The organism is Marinobacter sp. es.042 (genome assembly GCF_900188315.1).
Classification (GTDB): domain Bacteria; phylum Pseudomonadota; class Gammaproteobacteria; order Pseudomonadales; family Oleiphilaceae; genus Marinobacter.
Map to the genome: position 1 here is coordinate 2,883,666 of NZ_LT897781.1, position 19,032 is coordinate 2,902,697.

Genomic DNA, 19,032 nt, shown 5'->3' on the forward strand with positions numbered 1-19,032 from the left:
CCTGTCACTCGGGCGCCCCGATCGGCTCTGCCATGTCGCCATGCCGCCGTGCGCGCCATTCCCGGAATTGCTCCAGCCAAGAAAGCAAGGCAGGAACCACCAGCAACACCAGCAGGGTCGAAAGCCCCAGACCAAACGCGATGGACGTGGCCATGGGAATCAGGAACTGGGCCTGCAGGGACGTCTCGAACAACAGGGGCAGAAGACCACCGATCGTTGTCAGCGATGTCAGCATCACTGCCCGAACCCGCTGTACCGCCGCTTCGTTGAGCGCATCGGTGATGTCGAGCCCTTTTTTCCGCTGCTGGTTATAGAAGGCTACGAGAATGATCGCGTTATTGACCACAATCCCGGACAGACCGAACAGGCCAAACAGAGAGAGAATGGTCAGCTGCAGCCCCATCAGCCAGTGGCCCAGCAGTGCGCCCACCAGGGCAAAGGGAATGATGGCCATGACAATCAGCGGCAGGCTCCAGGACGCAAACACCCAGGCCAGCACCACGTACATGAGCGCCAGCCCGATAACCAGGCCGGTTTGCATATCACCCAGGGTTTCCCGCTGGTCGGCCGCCCGGCCCTCAAAGCTGTATCGCACGTTATAACGACTGGCGATGTCGGGGAGGGCCTCGGCCTCGAGGCTGGTGAGGATCTGGTCAGTGGTGCTGACCCGGGTATTCAGCCCGGACGTCACCTCAACGGCCAGTCGTCCTTCAGCGTGTCGCAGGGCCTGGAAACCCTGCCGGTGATCCAGGTTCATAACCTGGGTCAATGGCACAAAACGACCGTCCGGAACCCGGATGGTGATGCGTGACAGGGTCGAAAGCCGCTCGCGCTGATCCTGTGGCAGCTGTACACGAACTTCCACTTCATCCCGGCCATCCTGGTAGATCTGGGCAATACGGCCATCAAAGGCCGCCCGGAGCTGGCGACCCAGATCCGACGTGGTCAGCCCCAACGCCTCACCATAGGCACTGACCTGGTAAATCAGCTGCGCCCGCCCCCAGGGCATGTCATCTTCCACATCAAGCACGCCAGGCAGCGTCGACAGCGCCTGCCCCAGTTCGTCGGCGGCCTGCTTGAGCCGTTCAGCGTTCTCACCGGTCAGCCTCACGTTGACGTCGCGGCCAGGAGGTCCGGCCTGGCGCTCGGAAATCGTCAGGTTGTCCAGCCCGGCGGGGGTCTCCAGCCGGCTGCGCCACTCGGTGATGAATTCCGGGTTGCGCACCGAACGGCGGTCGGAAGGCACCAGTTCGATCATCATTGAGCCCAGCTCGTCACCACTTCGGGAGCTGCCCTCGGCGCCCTGGGTTGCACCCCGTGTCGTCACGGCGTGAAGGATGAAATCGCCACCCAGGGCTTCTTCCGTCTCATTGAGCGTTCGCTGCATCTGGGTCAGGAAATTATCCACGGTGCCGCGATCAGTACCGGCCACAAAGCTGGCGTTGGCATAGAACACCGACGGCTCCGGGGTCGGGAAAAAGTTGAAACCCAGGCGGCCGCCGGCCAGAAGGCCGATCGTCACGATGGCCAGGGCCAGGGCACTGGCGACCGTGGCGCCTCGATGCTGAAGACTGTAGCGGGAGAAGCGCCGGAACCGGCCTTCCCGGAACCGGTCGAACCGCTGTTCGAAGCCCTGCCGGAAACGTTCAATCGGGCCCGGCTTTCTCGGCTCCGACGCCTGAGATTTTTTCTTACGCCGTGGCACAAAGGCGTGGCGCAGGTGCGCGGGCAACACGATAAAACACTCAAGCAGCGAGGCAACCAGAACACAGATCATCACCAGTGGTATGTCGCCCAGGATATTGCCAATGACACCGCCCACCACCAACAGGGGCATGAAGGCCGCAACGGTGGTCAATGAAGAGGCCAACACCGGCCAGACCATGCGCTTGGCCGCACCTTCCGAGGCATAAATGGACTCCTCTCCCATCCGGGCATGGGCATCGGCATCCTCGCCAACCACAATGGCATCGTCGACGATTACCCCCAGAGCCATGATCAGGGCAAACAGGGAAATCATGTTGATGGAGCCACCGATCAGCCAGAGCACCGCCATGGCCGCCAGAAACGCTGTTGGAATACCGATGGCCACCCACAGGGCCACCCGACCGGGCAGAAACAGGTACAACAGACAGATCACGAGCACCAGCCCGCCCAGACCGTTTTTCACCAACAGGGAAATACGATCATCCAGTAGTTGCCACGTCTCGTCGTACACCTCCATTTCCACCGTTGGCGGCAGCACCGGCCGAGTATCCGTCAGCCAGTTTTCCAGGACTTTGGCCGCTTCCAGCGAATTGCCGTTTTCCGATCGCTGCAACTGCAGCTCAACCGCCGGCTTGCCGTCCTTTTCCAGCGTTACCTGGCTCTCACGGGCCTCCTGACGGATGATGGCCACATCGCCAAGATGGAGCTGAACCCGCTCACCACTGAGCACCGGAATGTTTTCGAATTCCTGCGGGCTGCGTCGCTGCTCAACCGCGCGCAATTCCCGGGTGGCGTCCTGTTGCGCCATCATGCCAGCGGGCAGGTCGCGGGAAATGGCCGCCACACGTTCGGCAATCTGTTCCAGTGAAAGCCCCAGTGTCTCGAGCCGCTCCACCGGTACATCAATGCTGATCTGCTGTTCCGGCAGGCCCCGGATCGACACCCGGTCAATGCCGCGCTGGAGCAGTTCATCTTCAAACCGGTATGCCATCTGCCGCAACTCACTGCGATCGACATCCCCGTAAACCAGCAATCGGGCCACCGGTTCATAACGTTCAATGCGGGTGACCTGGGGCTCCTCCGCCTCGGCCGGAAAGTTGGTGAACTCGTCCACCTGCTGGCGCACGTCATCCAGGGCCTGGATCGGGTTGGTGCCCTCCTCGAACTCAAGCGTGATGGACGAGACACTCTGGGCCGAGGTGGAGGTCATTTTCTTCAAACCATCGACGCTTCGCAGACGCTGTTCAAGGGGGTTGGTGATGCCCTGCTCGACGTCCTCGGCGGAGGCTCCACTCCAGACCACGCGAACACTGACCACGTCCAGGGCAAAGGTCGGGAAAAACTGGATATTCATGCGGGTGAGCGCCAGTGCGCCACCCAGCAGCATGACGAGCATCACCAGGTTGGCAGCGACCCGATGGTGAACAAAAAAACCGATGACGCCTGTTTTCCGCCTCATTGCGCCGAAACTCCGGAATCCGCGACATCCACCTTGAGGCCGGTCAGTGCATTGGGCAGGTGGGTGGTAATCAGTTGCGCGCCAGGCACCAGGGCTTCGCCAGACACCAGAAGGCGACGCTCACCATTGCTGCCCCGGGCTTCGCCAATGCGCTCGATCCGGGCGCGCTCCATCCGGCCATCTGAGGACATCAGATAGACGCTGTCGGCACCATAGAGGGCGCTGAACGGAATCGACACGGTATTGCTGCGGGCGGCCCGCTCCAGGGTCACGGGCAACAACCCCCCCGGCCGTATTCCCCCGGCCTCGCCCTCAAGTTCAAGAATGGCTTCAGTACCGGACGCATCGCTGGTGCCGGCGAAGCGGGTGAGCCGGAACCGGTGCTGCCCCCCCTCGCTGGTGGCCGTCAGGGTTTCCCCGCGGGCCAGCGCATCCAGCAGCTCGCCACGGAACATCTCCGGGACCCGGGCCCTGAGTTCAAGACCATCCACGGGATAGAGCGAAAGCAGCGGTTCGTTTCGGCTTACCTGATCTCCCTCGGCAACCCGGATATCGGTCACTATGCCGTCGAAAGGCGCAACCATTCGGGCTCGCTCAGCATCCCGCCGCGTGCTGAGCAGGTTTGCCTCGGCCTGGGCCAATTTTGCCTCGAGGCTCTGCAGCCGAGCCGGGTGCTCTTCAATTGCGCGCTGCCGGGTATTCACCGTAAGCTCGGCTCGTGCGGCAGCATCGGTAGCCGCTTCCAGCGCTTCGCGGGAGGCCAGGTTCCGGCTCACCAGCGATCGGGTGCGCTCCAGTTGGCGGCGGGCGTTCTCGAGAATCGCCTGCTCGCTGGCCAGCGCTGTCTGGTCGTTCCGGTAGCGCACCTGCTCCGATCGGATCTGGGCTTTCAGATCGTTTACCTGAGCCTCGGCCTGAGCCAGGGCGGGTTGGATATCGGCCTCATCCAGAGCCACCAGAAGGTCTCCCTCACCGACACGCTGCCCCTCCGTCACAGGCCTGGCACCGATACGGCCTGCCAGGGTGGCGGTTACCGTCAGTTGCTCAGGCGCAAGAACCTCTCCGTACAGGGGCAAAACCGGCGTGTGTGTGCCCGGCTCAATCTGCTGAACCTGGACACGCCAACTCCGCTCGGTGGCACTGACCTCTGCAGGCTCCGGGCGTGTCATCTTGAGAATCATGAAACCGGCGATACCGACGGCGAGAATCAATACGGGAATGAGTCGTTTGGACATTACTTGCTGGCCAGCTAAGGTAAAAAAAGCCCGTCGGGCTGTTAGGTTCAGACTACTATACAATCAAGGCTCGTTTTCGGATCGGACAAGCCTGGGTCCTGCGTCAATTTTACGCGGTGCATCCTCCATTCATGGCAACGGAGAATATCTATCTTGGCAGTAGAACATCATGTCAATCTCCTGAACGCAACGCTGATTAATGGGTTGATCGTTGCCGTCGTGGTCCTGATCCACCACGAAGTGCTGATTAATTTGAGCGGACTCCTGTCGAAAATGCGGCAGAGCCATCGGTTCCGGCTGATTGCTGCCGTATTCGGCGTTCTCGCCGCACACACCCTGCAAGTCTGGATCTTTGCCGGTGCTTTTTACCTCATGCATCATGCCGAAGGCTGGGGCGAACTTGGCGGCAATTTCAGCGGCAGCATCCTGGACTGCGTCTACTTCTCCTTCACCACATTTACCACCGTCGGCTATGGGGATGTCGAACCCTTCGGCATCCTGCGTTTCCTCACCGGCATAGAGGCACTGTCCGGCCTGGTTCTGATCACCTGGAGTGCCTCCTTCCTGTTCGTGGAAATGCAGCGCTACTGGCCCACCCGCTAGACTTTAGTCGAAGATCGACGGTTACTTTGCACGAATTCTGATCTAATACCCGGATCTTGCGGCATGTGCACTGTCTTTGTACATATCGCCCCAGAGCGCCGGATACCCAGACCAGACCCATGGAAAGTTACAAGGAGTCACAGAAGCACCTTGCCCGTCCTTATCGCAAAGCGGTACTGAAGACGCTGCTGATCTTTACCGCCATCAGCGGCCTGCTGTTTTTTACCCTCAACGTCCAGAGAGAGAATTACCCCCTGGCCTTTGCCGAGCTTGGAATGGCGTGCTACTCGGTTTTCATCCTCTGGGCGATTGGCAAAACAAGACACCTGGAACGCTGGATTCTCGCCTTTATCCTGCCATTCTGCATCACCATGATGTTCGCATTCACATCACCGCGGGCAACCACCACGGTCTTCGCCTGGGTCCTGTTGATTCCCATCCTTTCCCACCTCCTGATGGGCCGGCGCCTGGGCCTGCTGGTATCTGCCGTGTTCATGGGCACGGCAGCCGTGATCTTCTTTGTCAAATATCACGATGCGCCGGATATGATGCAGCCCCTGCCAATTGCCAATATGGCGCTGATGTCACTGACCATTCTTGCCTTCTCGCACATTTATGAGATCACCCGGGAGCAGTCCGAATCCCGTCTCTTGAAAATGGCCCAGACCGATGCCCTCACCGGCCTCGCCAACCGGGCGCGCCTCAGCGATGTGTTCGAACAGGAGCGCAAACGCAGCCTCCGCAACGGAACCCCGCTTTCCATGGTCGTGTTCGACCTCGACCACTTCAAACAGGTCAATGACCAGCACGGGCATGAGGCCGGCGACCTCGCTCTCAGACACGTTGCAAGCACCCTGCGCGCTTCGCTCAGGGCGACCGATCTGGCCACCCGACTGGGTGGCGAGGAGTTCGCCATTCTGCTCACCAACACCACGGCAGACCAGGCTCATCGGGTGGCAGACAAGATCCGGGGTGCGATTGAATCTCACCCCGTGCCCTATCAGGACCAATCCATTGGCCTTACTATCAGCGGCGGCATTGCCCAGTTTGGTCCGGACGGCGCCGATCTGCGCAGCCTGATCGGCCGGGCCGACCAGTACCTCTATCACGCCAAGGATTCCGGACGTAACCGGATCATCAGCTCCGACAGCGCCCTGGCTCCCTGCCAGGCGTAATCAATTTAGTTCACACCCACTTGCAACGCGCCAGTGTGTAGTAAAGCAATGGCACCACCAGAACGGTCAATAAGGTGGACATGGCCAGGCCAAATACCAGCGATATCGCCAGGCCGTTAAAAATCGGGTCGTTCAGAATAAAGTAAGCACCCACCATCGCCGAGATCGCCGTCAACGCGATGGGTTTGATGCGCACCGCACCCGCCAGGACCACCGCTTCATCAAGCTCGACACCCTCCTCAATCAGCTGCCGGATAAACACCACCAACAGGATCGAGTTGCGCACGATGATCCCGGCCAGGGCAATCATGCCAATCATGCTGGTGGCCGTGAACTCGCGCCCCAGCAGCGCATGGCCGGGCATGATGCCGATCAGGGTCAGCGGGATGGGCGCCATGATCACCAGCGGCAGAATATAGGAACGGAACTGCGCCACCAGCAGCACGAAAATCATGAACACACCCACACTGTAAGCCGCGCCCATGTCCCTGAAGGTTTCGTAGGTGATCTGCCATTCGCCGTCCCATTTGAGCGTGCCCTTTTCCGGCAATGGGGGCTGGTCGATGAAATACTGCTCCGGGGCCCCCGCTTGCTGGTTCAGGCGCTCGACCATGGCAAACATGCCGTACAGCGGCGAATCGATCTCCCCCGCCATGTCTGCCGTCACGTAGGTTACCGGTAGCAGATCCTTGTGGTAGATCGCCCCCATCCAGTCGGCTTCGCGTACGTCCGCAATGCTTGCCAAAGGAACCAGTGCGCCGCTGCGGCTCCGCACCTTCAGCGATAACAGCACCGATGGCTGGGCCTTGTCGCCTTCACCCAGAATCACCCGTATCGGAACAGGGTATTTGGCATGATCATCATGCAGGAAGCTGACCCCGGTTCCCCCCAGGGCGGTCTGCAGGACACCAACCACCTGGGCCTGGGAAACACCAAGCCGTGCCGCACGGTCCCGATCCACCACCACTTCCCACTGCCGTGTGGGTGCCTCCAGGGTGGTGTCGATATCCACCAGGCCATCGACGCTGGTCATGCCTTCGGCCACTTGCCGGGCCAGCTCTGCCCGGCGGGTTTCATCCACCGCATAAATCTCGGCCACCACGGGTGAGAGTACCGGCGGCCCGGGCGGCACTTCGACAATCTTCACACTGGCTCCGTACCGGTCACCGATTTCGGTCAGTGGGTCCCGGAGGGACTGTGCAATCGTATGGGACGACCGGTCCCGACTCTCTTCATCCATGAGATTGATCTGAATATCCCCGTGGTAGGGATCGCCACGCAGGTAATACTGCCGCACCAGGCCATTGAAATTGATGGGTGAGGCGGTGCCGGCGTAGGTTTGCCAGTTGGCCACTTCGGCCACCGTTTCCAGGTAGCTGCCCATGTCCAGCAACACTCGCTGGGTCTGCTCCATGGGCGTGCGCTCGGGCATGTCGACCACAACCTGCAGTTCCGACTTGTTGTCGAAGGGCAGCATCTTCAGGATCACCGCCTGGAACACCGGCAATGACGAAGCCACGAGGGTAAGACCCACCACCCCCAGTGCCAGCAAACGGCGGCGCCAGGGATGATCCCCCAAGAATGGCCCGAGCACGGTCCGGAAAATCCGCAGGGACACCGGGCTGACGCCATCCGCAGAGCTGGACGCCTCCTCGGCTTCGGCAGCCCGCTGCCCCTTCTTGTGTTTGAGAAGCCTGAAAGCCAGCCAGGGGGCCACCACGAAGGCGACAATCTGGGACAGCACCATACCCGCGGAGGCATTGATCGGAATCGGGCTCATGTAGGGGCCCATCAGGCCACTGACAAACGCCATCGGAATCAGCGCCGCCATGATGGTGAGACTGGCCATGATGGTAGGCGTGCCCACTTCATCCACGGCCACCGGGATGATGTCCTTGACCGCACGACGGGAGTTCTGGATCCGACGATTGATGTTCTCGGTGATGACGATGCCGTCGTCCACCAGGATGCCGATGGAGAATATCAGCGCGAACAGGGACACCCGGTTCAAGGTAAATCCCCATGCCCAGGAGAACACCAGGGTCAGCAGCAGGGTAATCAGAACCGCGATGCCGACAATCAGGGCCTGCCGCCAGCCCATGGCCGCCAGCACCAGCAGCACAACGCACAAAGTGGCGGAGATCAGATCGGTAATCAGTTTGCGGGCTTTCTGGGAGGCGGTTACGCCATAGTCCCGGGTGACCAGCACTTCCACCGATTCCGGCAGGGCCCGATTGCGCAGCTGGTCCAGACGCTCTTCAATGGCCGTGGTGATATTGATGGCGTTCTCGCCCGGCTTCTTGGCGATGGCCAGGGTAACTGCCGGATAAACCTCGCCGGGCTGGCCAGCAACGCCGGCTTCCCGGGCCGGCCCGAATCCGGTCATTACACTCTGGTCCGCCACGGTGCCTCCCCGGCGGACCTGCGCCACGTCCTCCAGGTACACCGCGGAGCCATTGTGCATGCCCACAACAAGGCGCCGGACATCCTCCACGGTTTCCAGCAGCGTTCCGGCCTGGACCGGTATCGACAGGTTGTCCCGGGCAATCCGTGCCTCCTGGCTGCTGGTGTTGGCCGCCATCAGGGCGTTCCGGATGTCATCGATGGTGAGGTTGAACCCCGCCAGCAACGCCGGATCGAACCGGATATCGACCCGATCCGGGATCCCGCCGGTGGTATAGACATCCCGGGTGCCGGGGACCCGTTTCAGGGCGACTTCCAGCATGTGCGCCAGGCGAGTCAGTTCCTCCCCCGTATGCCCGTTGACCGGATCATAGAGAGTGAGTGTCATCACCGGGACATCATCAATGCCCTTGGGCTTGACCACCGGCTGGGCAGCGCCCAGGTTGGGCGGCAACCAGTCCTGGTTGGAATACACCTGATTGTAGAGCCTGACCAGGGCTTCCTGCCGCGGGATGCCCACCTCGAACTGCACCGTGATCACCGCCTGGCCCTGGCGGGACACGGAATAGACATGCTCGACGCCCTTGATCTCGCTCATCACCTGTTCTGCCGGCGTGGCGATCGCGCTTTCCACCTCCCGGGTGCTGGCGCCCGGAAACGCCACCATGATATCGGCCATGGTGACGTCAATCTGGGGTTCTTCCTCTTTGGGTGTGACCACCACAGCCAGCACGCCAAGAATGATCGCCAGAATGGCCAGCAACGGTGTCAGGTGGTTGTCCTGGAAGACTCGGGCAATGGCGCCGGAGGGGCCAACTGGCGGCAAATCACGGCTCACGGGCTCGACTCCTCGCCCGTTCTTTCAAGCGGATTCAGGCGCTCGCTGCCCACCAGCACAGACGGGTTTGTGACTACCCGCTCGCCCTCGCTCAGGCCCGCAAGAACCTCCAGCCGGCCATTGTCCCGCACCCCGGTGCGAACCTGCCTCAGCCTGGGCTGATCCTGATCATCGAGCACAAATACCGCCCGGAGCTCGCTGCGTTGAATCAGGCTGCTGAACGGGACCCACAGGGTCTCGCGGCTGGCAACCGGCACACTGACCTTCACCAGCATGCCGGGAAACAGCGAGCCATTGGGCTCACTCAGTCGCATCCGCAGACGGAAGGTGTGAGTTTGCGGATCGGCATAGGGGTAGAAGGTCATCTCACCGGTTTCCAGCACCCGGCCATCAGCCAGGGTGACCTGGGCCTGACGCTCCATGCGGGCCAGTTCGGCATACTTCTGGGGTAGATCCACCACAACCCGGAGCTGCTCCAGGGACAAGCCGCTGAGCAGCGGCTGGCCGGGGTTGACCGCTTCTCCGACTTCGACATGCCGTTCGGTAAGAATGCCACCGTAGGGTGCCAGCACACGGGTATAGGAGAGTTGCTCCTGCGCCTCGGAAACCGAAGCCCGGGCGCGCTCGACCCGGGCCCTGGCAGCGGCAAGGTTGTTGCGGGCCTGGTCGAATTCCTGCCGGGACACAAGGCCACGCTCGTGTACCGTTTCAATACGGTCAAAGCGCTGCCCAGCATCCGCCAATGCCGCCTCGGCCTCCTCAAGCCCGGCCTCGGCCTGGCGCAGACGGGACCGCTGTTCACTGTCCTCCAGCTGGACAATCAGGTCGCCGGCAGCCACGGAATCATCAACATCGAAGGGGAGACTCCGGACAGTACCGCTGGTCTGGGCGGACACCGTACTTTGCTGTACCGCTTCGATGACGCCGTCAAGATGCACTGTCTCCTGCAACATGCTGCGTTCGACCGCTTCTGACATCAACGCACGTTCACTGCTTTGGGCCTGAGCCATCGCGGACAGCAACGCCAGGGAGACCATCACGCCTGCAGCGACCAGCCGACCCATTGCGCACCTCCAATTCAGGTTATTAGGTAATACCTAAAGGTTATCAAAAATGGGAGCCGAGAGCATTCTACAAACTGCTGGAATGCACAACGGATGGCTTCTTGAGGGCCTCAAAGCCAACAATAATGTCCATCAGTTCGTTGGTTATTTCGTCCTGCCGTACCAATCGGAACTGACCGCCCACCTCTTCAAGTCGGTCATCAACCGCCTGCTCCGCCTGTTGCATCAGGGCCAGGCGGGCCGCGTTCTCCGTAACCATCGCTTCGGCCGACGCGCGGAAAACGCTGGCAAATATGTGGTTACGCAGCAGCGCCGCGAACAATGGGGCTGGCGGCATCGTGTAATCGGCAAGGGAGCGGGAGTGCCAGCCAGACGCCCCGGAACCCGACAACAACGTGGGCTCCAGCGGCAGCAACTGGCTTATTTCCGGTTCACGTTGTCCTTTGTCGGCTCGTCGGGTGAACACCAGGGTCACAGCGATCCTGTTATGCACATCGCCACCCCCGATTTCGTCCAGTCGCGTCACTATGTCGCTGGCCAGGCGTCCGATGCCATCGGCCGATGCCGGCGGCAGGAAGGTAAACTCCGGGCGGATGCCCTGATCGCCGAGCGCATCGCCCATGCGGGCACCCACGCAAAGAACACGGGCCGGGCTACCGGCCTTCAATGACTCCGACCTTGCGCTTTCTGCGAGTATTTCGTTGTAGTTGCCGCACAAACCGTGATCGGAACCGAACACCACTAACAGCCGTTCGGCCTGAGCGACGTCCGGCACCGACACAGGCCCGGTTTTCGCGACAAATGCCCGCAGACCGTCCAGCACGGTCTGGTGATAGGACTCAATGGATCGGGCGGCATGCTCATAGGGCACTGCATTGATCGCAGACATGGTTTTCATGGTATGAACAATGCTGCGAATGCTGCCAAGGGTGTCCGTCCGCCTGGACAGGGTTTCAAGCGTCTGGGCCATGACGATCCTCTCCTGACACTGCCAGGGCTGCCCTGGCCACCCGCAACAGGCTTTGCTTTTCCGCTTCCTCCAGCGAACGATTCTGTCGAATACTCTCGTCTACATCTTTCAGGGAGTCGCCCACACTGTTTCGCATCCTGATCATGGTCTCAGCAACTTCGTTCTCTGAAAGGCCATCAAGCAGCCCTTCCAGGGCAGCCATCAATACCAGAAGCTGCTCGACAGCCGGCATGGGATCCCGCTCGGGCTGCCGCAATGCGGTCCGGACCGCTGCCCCGCGGGTCAGACGGGCCCTGGTGTTGTCGTCCAGCCGGGTTCCGAATCGGGCAAAATCCTCCAGCTCCTCGAACTGGGACAGGGTGACACGTAGATTTCCTGCCACCTCCCGGAACGCCCGATGCTGGGCCTTGCCTCCGACCCTGGACACGGAAAGCCCGATATCCACCGCAGGGAACTGGTTTTTTCGCACCAGCCTGGGGGACAGGTAGATCTGTCCGTCGGTAATCGAAATGAGATTCGTCGGAATGTAGGCGGAGAGATTCTCTGCCTGGGTTTCGACAACCGGCAAAGCGGTAATGGAACCGCCTCCGGCTTCTGGAGTGAACTGTCCTGCCCGCTCAAGCAAACGGGCATGTACGTAGAATATATCCCCGGGGAAAGCCTCGCGCCCCGGCGGGCGCCGCAGTAGCAGCGACAACTCACGATAGGAGCGCGCGTGGTGAGTCAGGTCGTCGAAAACCACCAGCACGTCACGCCCCTGGTCCGCAAAGTATTCGGCCATAGTCATCGCGGCATAGGGCGCAACATAGGCTAACCCTGGGGCATCCTCATCACCGGCTGCAACCACGACGGTGTTTGCGAGCTGGCCACTTTTGCGCAGGGTTTCGATAACACGGGCAACCGCGTCTCCGCGCTGGCCGATGGCGCAATAAATACTCACGACATCGGAGCGGGCCTGGTTAAGAATCGTATCGATCGCAATGGACGTTTTCCCTGTCTGGCGGTCCCCAATGATGAGCTCCCGCTGCCCCAATCCGATAGGGACCGCGCCATCGATGACCTTGATGCCGGTGGCCAGGGGCCGGTTGACCGGCGCCCGGCTGAGTATACCCGGTGCGCTGGCCTCCACCGGCCGCTCAGCGGTCGACGCGACACTCCCGTTGCCGTCCCGCGGGCCCCCGGTGGCATCGAGAATGCGGCCAAGCAGGCCATTGCCGACCGGCACACTGAATACCTTGTGGGTTCGCCAGACATCCTCCCCAGCCGTTATCCGATCGGACGGTCCCAGCAGAATCACGCCCAGCCGGTCCGGTTCCAGATCCAGCACCACGCCGCGCACACCTGAAGCGAACACCAGCAGCTCGTCCGCCAGGGCCCGGGCCAGGCCAGCGACAACTGCAATACCATCACCAACTTCGGCCACGGTTCCTACTTCGGTCAGTGCCGGGGATGGCGCCGGAACGTCCAGCAAGGCATCCAGAAAGTCTTCGGCCGGAGTCAACGCGGGTCTCTCAGCCATGGTTCTGCACCCAGCCCGTACCACCCGACGCCAATCGCTCAGAGAGCATCCCCGTCAGCTCGTCGGTGTAACTGTCGACTGTCCAGGCCATCTGCACACTGCCGATCCGCAGGATCATCCCCGGAGCCTGACGCGGATCCACCGAAAACTTCAGATCAAGGCCCGGGGCCATGCCGGACAATGCGTCCCGAATGGTTTCCTGAGTGCTGTTCGGGAGCGATTTGTGAGTGGTCGCGACAGCCTGTTCGGCGTTGGCACCTGCGGAGACCAGTTCGTGGGCCAGGGGCTTCAGCTTGCTGATGACATGCAGGCCAATCCGTTCTTCCAGGTCTTCATCCGCCAGATCGTGCAGGGCCCGACGCACAAGCTGATAGAGCGTTTCGGCGCTGGCACAGTGCAGCTCACTGATAAACCGGTCCCGCTCGGCCTCCAGATGGGCCTGCCACTCCTGCTTTTCCCGTTCAAGGCTCTCCCGTGTGGCTGCAAGCAGGGCATCTTTCTCCTTTTCTGCCTGCTCGCGAATCCGCTCGGCCTGCTCGGAGTTGTCGACCAACAATGCCTGTTTCTGTTGGACAAAGGCAGCCTCTGCTGCGGCCGCTTTTTTTCGCGCGACCTCGGCTTCACCCATCCGAGTCGCGATTTCGGTTTCACGGGCATCGATACCGTTCAGGATGGGCTTGTACAGAAAACGTTTGAGCAGCCATACCAGCACCAGGAAATTACCGATCTGGGCAAGCACCGTGATCCAGTCAATGGACATGATTCAACCTGCCGCCGACTGGGCAGCCTGCAGCGCCTGATCCCAGAACGGATTTGCAAACAGGACAATCATCGCCACGACAAAACAGTAGATGGCCGTGGACTCGATCATGGCCAGGCTAACGAACAGGGTCCGCGACAGGGTAGAGGCGGAATCCGGCTGCTGCGCGATGGCAGAAAGCGCCGCAGCGGCCGCCCGCCCCTCCCCAAGCGCCGGGCCCAGAGCACCAAAGGACACAGTCAGCCCGGCGGTCAGGATGGACACCATGGCAATGAGTGCGAGATCTGTCATTTATCTTTCTCCTTCTTCAAAGGCTTTGTCGCTGTCGCCGATGAGATATAAACCGTCGCCAGGATGGCGAATATATAGGCCTGAATCAGGCCCGTGAGCAGTCCGAGCATGTCCATCACCACAGGGAAAAAGAACGGCGCCACACCCAGCAGGATGCCAGCGATCACCGCACCGCTCATAACGTTGCCGTATAGCCGGATGGCCAGGGATATGCCGCGCGAGAATTCGCTGATGATATTGAACGGCAGCATCACCACGGAGGGTTCTATATAGGTCTTCAGATAACCGCCGATGCCTTGCCGGGTAATGCCGAACAGTGGCACCGCAATCAGCACCGACAGCGCCAGCGCTGCGGTGGTCGACAGCGAGGCCGTCGGTGGTGTGAAGCCCGGCACAACGAGCAGAAGGTTTGAAAAGGCGATGAACAAAAACAGGGTTCCGGAGAAGTAGAGCACATGTCGAGAGGCCCGCGGGGAGATGTCCTCGATCTGGCTCTGGATGGCCGTCACAATGACTTCCAGGGTCGTGCGCCAGCGGTTCGGAGGCACATCCGGGCGCAGATTCCGGGTAATCAGAATGGACGTGACGGTCAGCAGGATCATAACGATCCAGGTGAAGCCGATTGTCTCGCTGATATCCAGGCCCCAGATTGTAAAGAGCGTTGCTTCATCGGGCGTCAGTTCCATCAGACTTTCTCCGGATGCGGTATTCGCGCAAGAAGAGTGGCCAGGTAACGCACCATGAAAAACGCGGCACCGTAGCCCACGAACGCCCAGACCTGGGTCGCCCCCGCTGTAACCAGCCACCCGACACCCAACAGCAGGGCAATTCGGACTGCGGCACTGGGCAAAAGCACCGCCACTGGCCGTGATGCGCCCAGGGCAAAACGCACACTCGCTGCGAGGCCCGCAAAGTAAACAAGGCTCACGGCGAGGCCGGCCCCGAAGCCCCAAAGCATACTCGCCCAGTCAATCATCATGACCATCCTCCTCTTCCCTGCTTTCTCTTCCGATCCACGCCCAGGCGATGAAACCGCCCAGAGTGACGCCACCCAGAATCAGCGCAAGCACCCATGGGAAATCCTGGGGCATGGTGCGATCCAGCCAAAGCCCGAGAAACGCGCCGCCAACAGTCGGGACAGCAATCGACCAGCCGATCATCCCGAAGGCACCCAGACCGCGCAGCGGGCTTGCCCCGGGGTTTTCCCGGGCTTTTTTCAGGCGCCGGGCCCGGCGCCCGATCTCATCTTCCGGCGTTCTGCGCTTCTGAGTCATGGCTTGGGCCGCTGCAGGTCTGCGAACCGCCTGACCATGCCAGCCTCCAGCCTGGACAGGGCTGACCGGGCCACTCGTTCGTCTTCATCCACCTCAATAAAGTTCTTGCGAACACTCTCCTGCAGGGTCGCCAGATCCGTGCCCGGAGCGCCGCGCCGGATCGCAACATCCACCTTGTGCCCCTGTTTCACAAGAATGCCCTCGTCGATACCGAAGATTTGCTCATGGCCGTCCTCCAGGGTCAGAATCAGCACCGACGGCACCAACGAGGTGACAAAATCGATGTGATTGGGCAGCATTCCGAAGGCCCCATTTTCGGCCACCGCGAACAGCTTGCGGGCCCTGCCCTCAAAGAGCATTCGGGTCGGCAGCCGGATAGTGACGTCCATTGCTTCAGCCAGCGTCATGCGACCACCTCTGGCAAAGCGCCAATCATGTAGTACTCACTCTCATCCCGATCGAATTCGGTCTGCTCCAGAATCGCTTCACAACCATCGAGGGTCTCGGCAATGGTCACCCGCTTGCCTTCGGCACCGGTAAACGCGGCGGTGGTAAAAAACGGCTGGGTCAGGAAGCGCTCCAGCCGGCGGGCACGGGCTACGGTGGTTCGGTCAGCCGCCGAGAGTTCCTCGATGCCCAGCATGGCAATGATGTCCCGCAACTCTTCGTACTCGGCCAGGGTTCTTCGCACCGCCCGCGCAATGTCGTAATGCCGTTGGCCGACCACCGACGGTGTGAGCATGACCGATGAAGACGCCAGGGGATCAATCGCCGGGTAAAGCCCCTCACTGGCCCGTTTGCGGGACAGCACCACAGAGCCGGACAAGTGCGAGAAGATATGGGCGGCGGCAGGGTCCGTGAAGTCGTCCGCTGGCACATACACCGCCTGAACCGAGGTAATCGCGGCACTGTGGGTGGAGGTGATTCGTTCCTCCAGCTCGGCCAACTCGGTCGCCAGGGTGGGCTGATAGCCAACCCTGGAAGGCATACGCCCGAGCAGCCCGGAAACTTCCGAGCCCGCCTGGACAAAACGGAAAATGTTGTCGATCAGCAAAAGCACATCCCGATGCTGTTCATCGCGGAAATACTCCGCCATGGTCAGCGCGGTCTTGCCAATCAGAAACCGGACCCCCGGAACCTCATTCATCTGCCCGAAGAGCATGACGGTGTTCTCGAGCACGCCAGCCTCACCCATTTCCCGATAAAGCTCCTCCGCTTCCCGGGAGCGCTCGCCAATGCCGCAAAACAGGCTGACGCCCTTGTGCTGCTGTACGGTGTTGTTGATCAGTTCGGTAATCAGCACCGTTTTGCCGACGCCGGCACCTCCGAATAGACCGGTTTTGCCACCGCGTTCGATAGGGGATAACAGATCAATCGCCTTGATGCCGGTTTCCAGAATCTGGCTTCGAACCACACGATCTTCCAGCAGGGGCGGGAGCTGATGGATAGCACGGCGTTCCTGGGTAGCCGGTACAGGCTGGTTGTCGACCGGCGCACCAAACACGTTCAGCATCCGACCCAGAATGGCATCACCCACCGGCACCGTGATCGGAGAACCGGTTGCCCGAACCGGCATCCCCAGGCCGAGCCCCTTAACCGGAGCCAGTGCCATGCAGCGAACCACACCCCGGTCTTCAAGCGCGGCCACCTCAAGCGCAATCTTGCCGGCATAGAGAAGCTCGCGAATCTGGGGTACCGGCTCCGGAAACCTGACGCTCACCACACCACCACGAATGGCCACCACGGTACCTTTACCGGCATCCTGCAAGGTATCCCGAGACTCGTTGTGGCTCATGACAAATGCCTTTTATTTGGCCGACACTCGAGTGCCCGCCGATCCTTCGAGTATAGCCACGGCATCCTGGAGGCGCCCGATGCCGCTGATCCCGCCGGCCTCGGCGAAATCGCATGCAGCCTGCAGTTTGGGGCCCATGGATCCGGCGGGCATATCCAGTGCCCTCGCCTCGACCACTGTCAGTTCGGAAAGCGCCGTCGACTGGTCAGTACCGAAATCCCGGTAGACGGCCTCAACATCTGTTAACAGGAGCAGCGCATCCGCCCCCAGCTGCCGGGCCAGCAACGCACTGGCGGCGTCCTTGTCGATGACCGCCTCAATGCCGACCATGCTGCCGTCGTCCCTGCGCAGCACGGGTATTCCTCCACCCCCGGCACACACCACGACCACGCTCTGATCGAGCAGTAACTTCAGTACGCGCATGTCCGGTATTTCCAGGGGCTTCGGAGAAGGCACCACCCGGCGCCACTTGTCACCGTCCGGCGCAATACTCCAGCCCGCAACGGCCGCACGACGCTCTGCCTCTTCGCGGTCATAGACCGGCCCCACAAACTTGGTCGGCTTTTCAAAAGCCGGGTCCTTCGGATCCACCACCACCTGGGTCAGCAGGGTTGCGACCGGCCGGTCATGTTCCAGAGCGTTCTCCAGCTCCTGTTCGATCATATAGCCGATCATGCCCTCGGTTTCCGCACCCAGGACATCCAACGGGTAGGCCTCATCCGGTTTATAGGAGGCGCCCTGCAAAGCCAGCAACCCCACCTGTGGCCCATTACCATGGGTGACCACAAGATCGTGGCCGGCCCGGACAACCGCTGCCAGCGATCGGGCCGCAATCTGCACATTGTTGCGCTGGACCTCCGCAGTGAGCGGCTCCCCGCGTTTCAGGAGGGCATTACCACCCAACGCTGCCACAACCAGCATGTCAGCCTCCCAGGGTCGCCACGAGGACGGCCTTGATGGTGTGCATGCGGTTCTCGGCCTGATCGAAAACAATCGAAGCGGGGCTTTCGAAGACCTCTTCAGTCACCTCCATGGCGTCAATGCCATAGGTCTCCTGAATCTCCTTTCCCACCACGGTTTCGGTGTTGTGAAAGGCCGGCAGACAGTGCATGAACCGAGCCCGTGGATTGCCGGTTTTGGCCATCAGGGCCGCGTTGACCTGGTAAGGCATCAGCAATTTGATGCGCTCGGCCCACTTTTCCTTCGGCTCACCCATCGAGACCCAGACATCGGTATACACGAAATCGACCCCGGCCACGGCGGTGTCGACGTCATCGGTAATGGTGATGCGAGCTCCGGTTTCCGCCGCCAGCGCCCGGGCTTCGTCCTGCACGGCCTGCGCCGGCCAGCAGGCCTTTGGTGCGCACAAGCGCACGTCCATACCCATCTTGGCGCCGCCGATCAGCAGGCTGTCGCCCATATTGTTGGCGGCATCACCGATGAACACGTAGGCCACCTCCCGCAGCGGCTTTTCCACATGCTCCTGCATGGTCAGGAAATCCGCCAGTATCTGGGTGGGATGGAACTCGTTAGTGAGCCCGTTGTAGACCGGCACGCCAGCGTATTGTGCCAGCTCTTCCACAACGGCTTGTCCAAACCCACGGTACTCGATGGCATCGTAGACCCGGCCAAGCACCCGGGCGGTGTCTTTCACCGATTCCTTGTGGCCGATGTGAGTTCCGGTCGGCCCGAGGTAGGTTACCCGCGCGCCCTGATCGAAGGCGGCGACCTCAAACCCGACCCGGGTTCGCGTGGAGTTTTTCTCGAAGATCAGTGCGATGTCCTTGCCTTCGAGCTTGGGCACTTCGGTGCCCGCGTACTTGGCCGTCTTCAGATCCGCAGCCAGCTTCAGCAAAAAAGCGATTTCCCTGGGGCTGAAATCCCGCAGGGTAAGGAAGTGTCGGTTCTTGAGATTGAATGCCATAGCGTTTCTCCCTGG

General features: G+C 61.0%; 17 protein-coding genes. 2 read left to right on the forward strand and 15 right to left on the reverse strand.

What is annotated here, in order from left to right; translation table 11 throughout:
- Positions 1-4: 4 nt before the first annotated feature.
- Positions 5-3,166: an efflux RND transporter permease subunit gene (locus tag CFB02_RS13500; RefSeq protein WP_088558398.1), complete on the reverse strand. Its 3,162-nt coding sequence runs from the start codon at positions 3,164-3,166 to the stop codon at positions 5-7.
- A complete protein-coding gene (locus CFB02_RS13505) occupies positions 3,163-4,401 on the reverse strand; it encodes an efflux RND transporter periplasmic adaptor subunit (RefSeq protein WP_088558399.1) in 1,239 nt (412 codons plus the stop codon). Before CFB02_RS13505 ends, CFB02_RS13500 begins: the two co-directional genes overlap by 4 nt.
- 153 nt (positions 4,402-4,554) lie before the next feature.
- Between CFB02_RS13505 and CFB02_RS13510 the strand changes: the two genes are divergently transcribed.
- Positions 4,555-5,004 carry a potassium channel family protein gene (locus CFB02_RS13510; RefSeq protein WP_014579117.1) on the forward strand — a complete coding sequence of 150 codons (450 nt, stop codon included), beginning with the start codon at positions 4,555-4,557 and terminating at the stop codon, positions 5,002-5,004.
- A 119-nt stretch (positions 5,005-5,123) separates the two neighbouring features.
- Positions 5,124-6,179 (forward strand): GGDEF domain-containing protein, encoded by a 1,056-nt coding sequence (locus CFB02_RS13515; RefSeq protein WP_088558400.1) that lies wholly within the window; start codon positions 5,124-5,126, stop codon positions 6,177-6,179.
- Positions 6,180-6,189: 10 nt separating this feature from the next.
- On the opposite strand, the gene CFB02_RS13520 is transcribed toward CFB02_RS13515, so the two are convergent.
- From CFB02_RS13520 to CFB02_RS13580, 13 genes are all read right to left on the reverse strand, one after another.
- Complete coding sequence (locus CFB02_RS13520) at positions 6,190-9,420, reverse strand: efflux RND transporter permease subunit (RefSeq protein ID WP_088558401.1); 3,231 nt, start codon at positions 9,418-9,420, stop codon at positions 6,190-6,192.
- Positions 9,417-10,484, reverse strand: coding sequence for an efflux RND transporter periplasmic adaptor subunit (locus tag CFB02_RS13525; protein ID WP_088558402.1), 1,068 nt, complete (start codon positions 10,482-10,484; stop codon positions 9,417-9,419). Before CFB02_RS13525 ends, CFB02_RS13520 begins: the two co-directional genes overlap by 4 nt.
- 67 nt (positions 10,485-10,551) lie before the next feature.
- On the reverse strand, positions 10,552-11,454 hold the full coding sequence (locus CFB02_RS13530; protein WP_088558403.1) for a FoF1 ATP synthase subunit gamma: 903 nt from the start codon (positions 11,452-11,454) through the stop codon (positions 10,552-10,554).
- Complete coding sequence (locus CFB02_RS13535; RefSeq protein ID WP_049784506.1) at positions 11,438-12,973, reverse strand: F0F1 ATP synthase subunit alpha; 1,536 nt, start codon at positions 12,971-12,973, stop codon at positions 11,438-11,440. Before CFB02_RS13535 ends, CFB02_RS13530 begins: the two co-directional genes overlap by 17 nt.
- Positions 12,966-13,733, reverse strand: coding sequence for a F0F1 ATP synthase subunit B (locus CFB02_RS13540; RefSeq protein WP_088558404.1), 768 nt, complete (start codon positions 13,731-13,733; stop codon positions 12,966-12,968). The genes CFB02_RS13535 and CFB02_RS13540 overlap by 8 nt, the downstream gene beginning before the upstream one ends.
- A gap of 3 nt (positions 13,734-13,736) precedes the next feature.
- On the reverse strand, positions 13,737-14,024 hold the full coding sequence (locus CFB02_RS13545; RefSeq protein ID WP_014579110.1) for a F0F1 ATP synthase subunit C: 288 nt from the start codon (positions 14,022-14,024) through the stop codon (positions 13,737-13,739).
- Positions 14,021-14,710 (reverse strand): F0F1 ATP synthase subunit A, encoded by a 690-nt coding sequence (locus CFB02_RS13550; protein ID WP_014579109.1) that lies wholly within the window; start codon positions 14,708-14,710, stop codon positions 14,021-14,023. The genes CFB02_RS13545 and CFB02_RS13550 overlap by 4 nt, the downstream gene beginning before the upstream one ends.
- Positions 14,710-15,003, reverse strand: a complete 294-nt coding sequence (locus CFB02_RS13555) for an ATP synthase subunit I (protein WP_088558405.1) — start codon at positions 15,001-15,003, stop codon at positions 14,710-14,712. The genes CFB02_RS13550 and CFB02_RS13555 overlap by 1 nt, the downstream gene beginning before the upstream one ends.
- Positions 14,993-15,298 carry an AtpZ/AtpI family protein gene (locus CFB02_RS13560; RefSeq protein WP_014579107.1) on the reverse strand — a complete coding sequence of 102 codons (306 nt, stop codon included), beginning with the start codon at positions 15,296-15,298 and terminating at the stop codon, positions 14,993-14,995. The genes CFB02_RS13555 and CFB02_RS13560 overlap by 11 nt, the downstream gene beginning before the upstream one ends.
- Complete coding sequence (locus CFB02_RS13565) at positions 15,295-15,705, reverse strand: ATPase (RefSeq protein ID WP_088558406.1); 411 nt, start codon at positions 15,703-15,705, stop codon at positions 15,295-15,297. Before CFB02_RS13565 ends, CFB02_RS13560 begins: the two co-directional genes overlap by 4 nt.
- A complete protein-coding gene (atpD, locus tag CFB02_RS13570) occupies positions 15,702-17,093 on the reverse strand; it encodes a F0F1 ATP synthase subunit beta (protein ID WP_088558407.1) in 1,392 nt (463 codons plus the stop codon). The genes CFB02_RS13565 and atpD overlap by 4 nt, the downstream gene beginning before the upstream one ends.
- A 12-nt stretch (positions 17,094-17,105) precedes the next feature.
- A complete protein-coding gene (gene arcC, locus CFB02_RS13575; RefSeq protein WP_088558408.1) occupies positions 17,106-18,014 on the reverse strand; it encodes a carbamate kinase in 909 nt (302 codons plus the stop codon).
- Position 18,015: 1 nt separating this feature from the next.
- Entirely contained in the window at positions 18,016-19,017 is a 1,002-nt protein-coding gene (locus CFB02_RS13580; RefSeq protein ID WP_088558409.1) for an ornithine carbamoyltransferase, read from the reverse strand.
- Positions 19,018-19,032: the final 15 nt, after the last annotated feature.

Bases quoted from the DNA above. Each gene is read 5' to 3' on its own strand.
- CFB02_RS13500 (WP_088558398.1), bottom strand. From the start codon at position 3,166: ATGAGGCGGAAAACAGGCGTCATCGGTTTTTTTGTTCACCATCGGGTC.
- CFB02_RS13505 (WP_088558399.1), bottom strand. From the start codon at position 4,401: ATGTCCAAACGACTCATTCCCGTATTGATTCTCGCCGTCGGTATCGCC.
- CFB02_RS13515 (WP_088558400.1), top strand. From the start codon at position 5,124: ATGGAAAGTTACAAGGAGTCACAGAAGCACCTTGCCCGTCCTTATCGC.
- CFB02_RS13525 (WP_088558402.1), bottom strand. From the start codon at position 10,484: ATGGGTCGGCTGGTCGCTGCAGGCGTGATGGTCTCCCTGGCGTTGCTG.
- CFB02_RS13530 (WP_088558403.1), bottom strand. From the start codon at position 11,454: ATGGCCCAGACGCTTGAAACCCTGTCCAGGCGGACGGACACCCTTGGC.
- CFB02_RS13535 (WP_049784506.1), bottom strand. From the start codon at position 12,973: ATGGCTGAGAGACCCGCGTTGACTCCGGCCGAAGACTTTCTGGATGCC.
- CFB02_RS13540 (WP_088558404.1), bottom strand. From the start codon at position 13,733: ATGTCCATTGACTGGATCACGGTGCTTGCCCAGATCGGTAATTTCCTG.
- CFB02_RS13545 (WP_014579110.1), bottom strand. From the start codon at position 14,024: ATGACAGATCTCGCACTCATTGCCATGGTGTCCATCCTGACCGCCGGG.
- CFB02_RS13550 (WP_014579109.1), bottom strand. From the start codon at position 14,710: ATGGAACTGACGCCCGATGAAGCAACGCTCTTTACAATCTGGGGCCTG.
- CFB02_RS13555 (WP_088558405.1), bottom strand. From the start codon at position 15,003: ATGATGATTGACTGGGCGAGTATGCTTTGGGGCTTCGGGGCCGGCCTC.
- CFB02_RS13560 (WP_014579107.1), bottom strand. From the start codon at position 15,298: ATGACTCAGAAGCGCAGAACGCCGGAAGATGAGATCGGGCGCCGGGCC.
- CFB02_RS13565 (WP_088558406.1), bottom strand. From the start codon at position 15,705: ATGACGCTGGCTGAAGCAATGGACGTCACTATCCGGCTGCCGACCCGA.
- atpD (WP_088558407.1), bottom strand. From the start codon at position 17,093: ATGAGCCACAACGAGTCTCGGGATACCTTGCAGGATGCCGGTAAAGGT.
- arcC (WP_088558408.1), bottom strand. From the start codon at position 18,014: ATGCTGGTTGTGGCAGCGTTGGGTGGTAATGCCCTCCTGAAACGCGGG.
- CFB02_RS13580 (WP_088558409.1), bottom strand. From the start codon at position 19,017: ATGGCATTCAATCTCAAGAACCGACACTTCCTTACCCTGCGGGATTTC.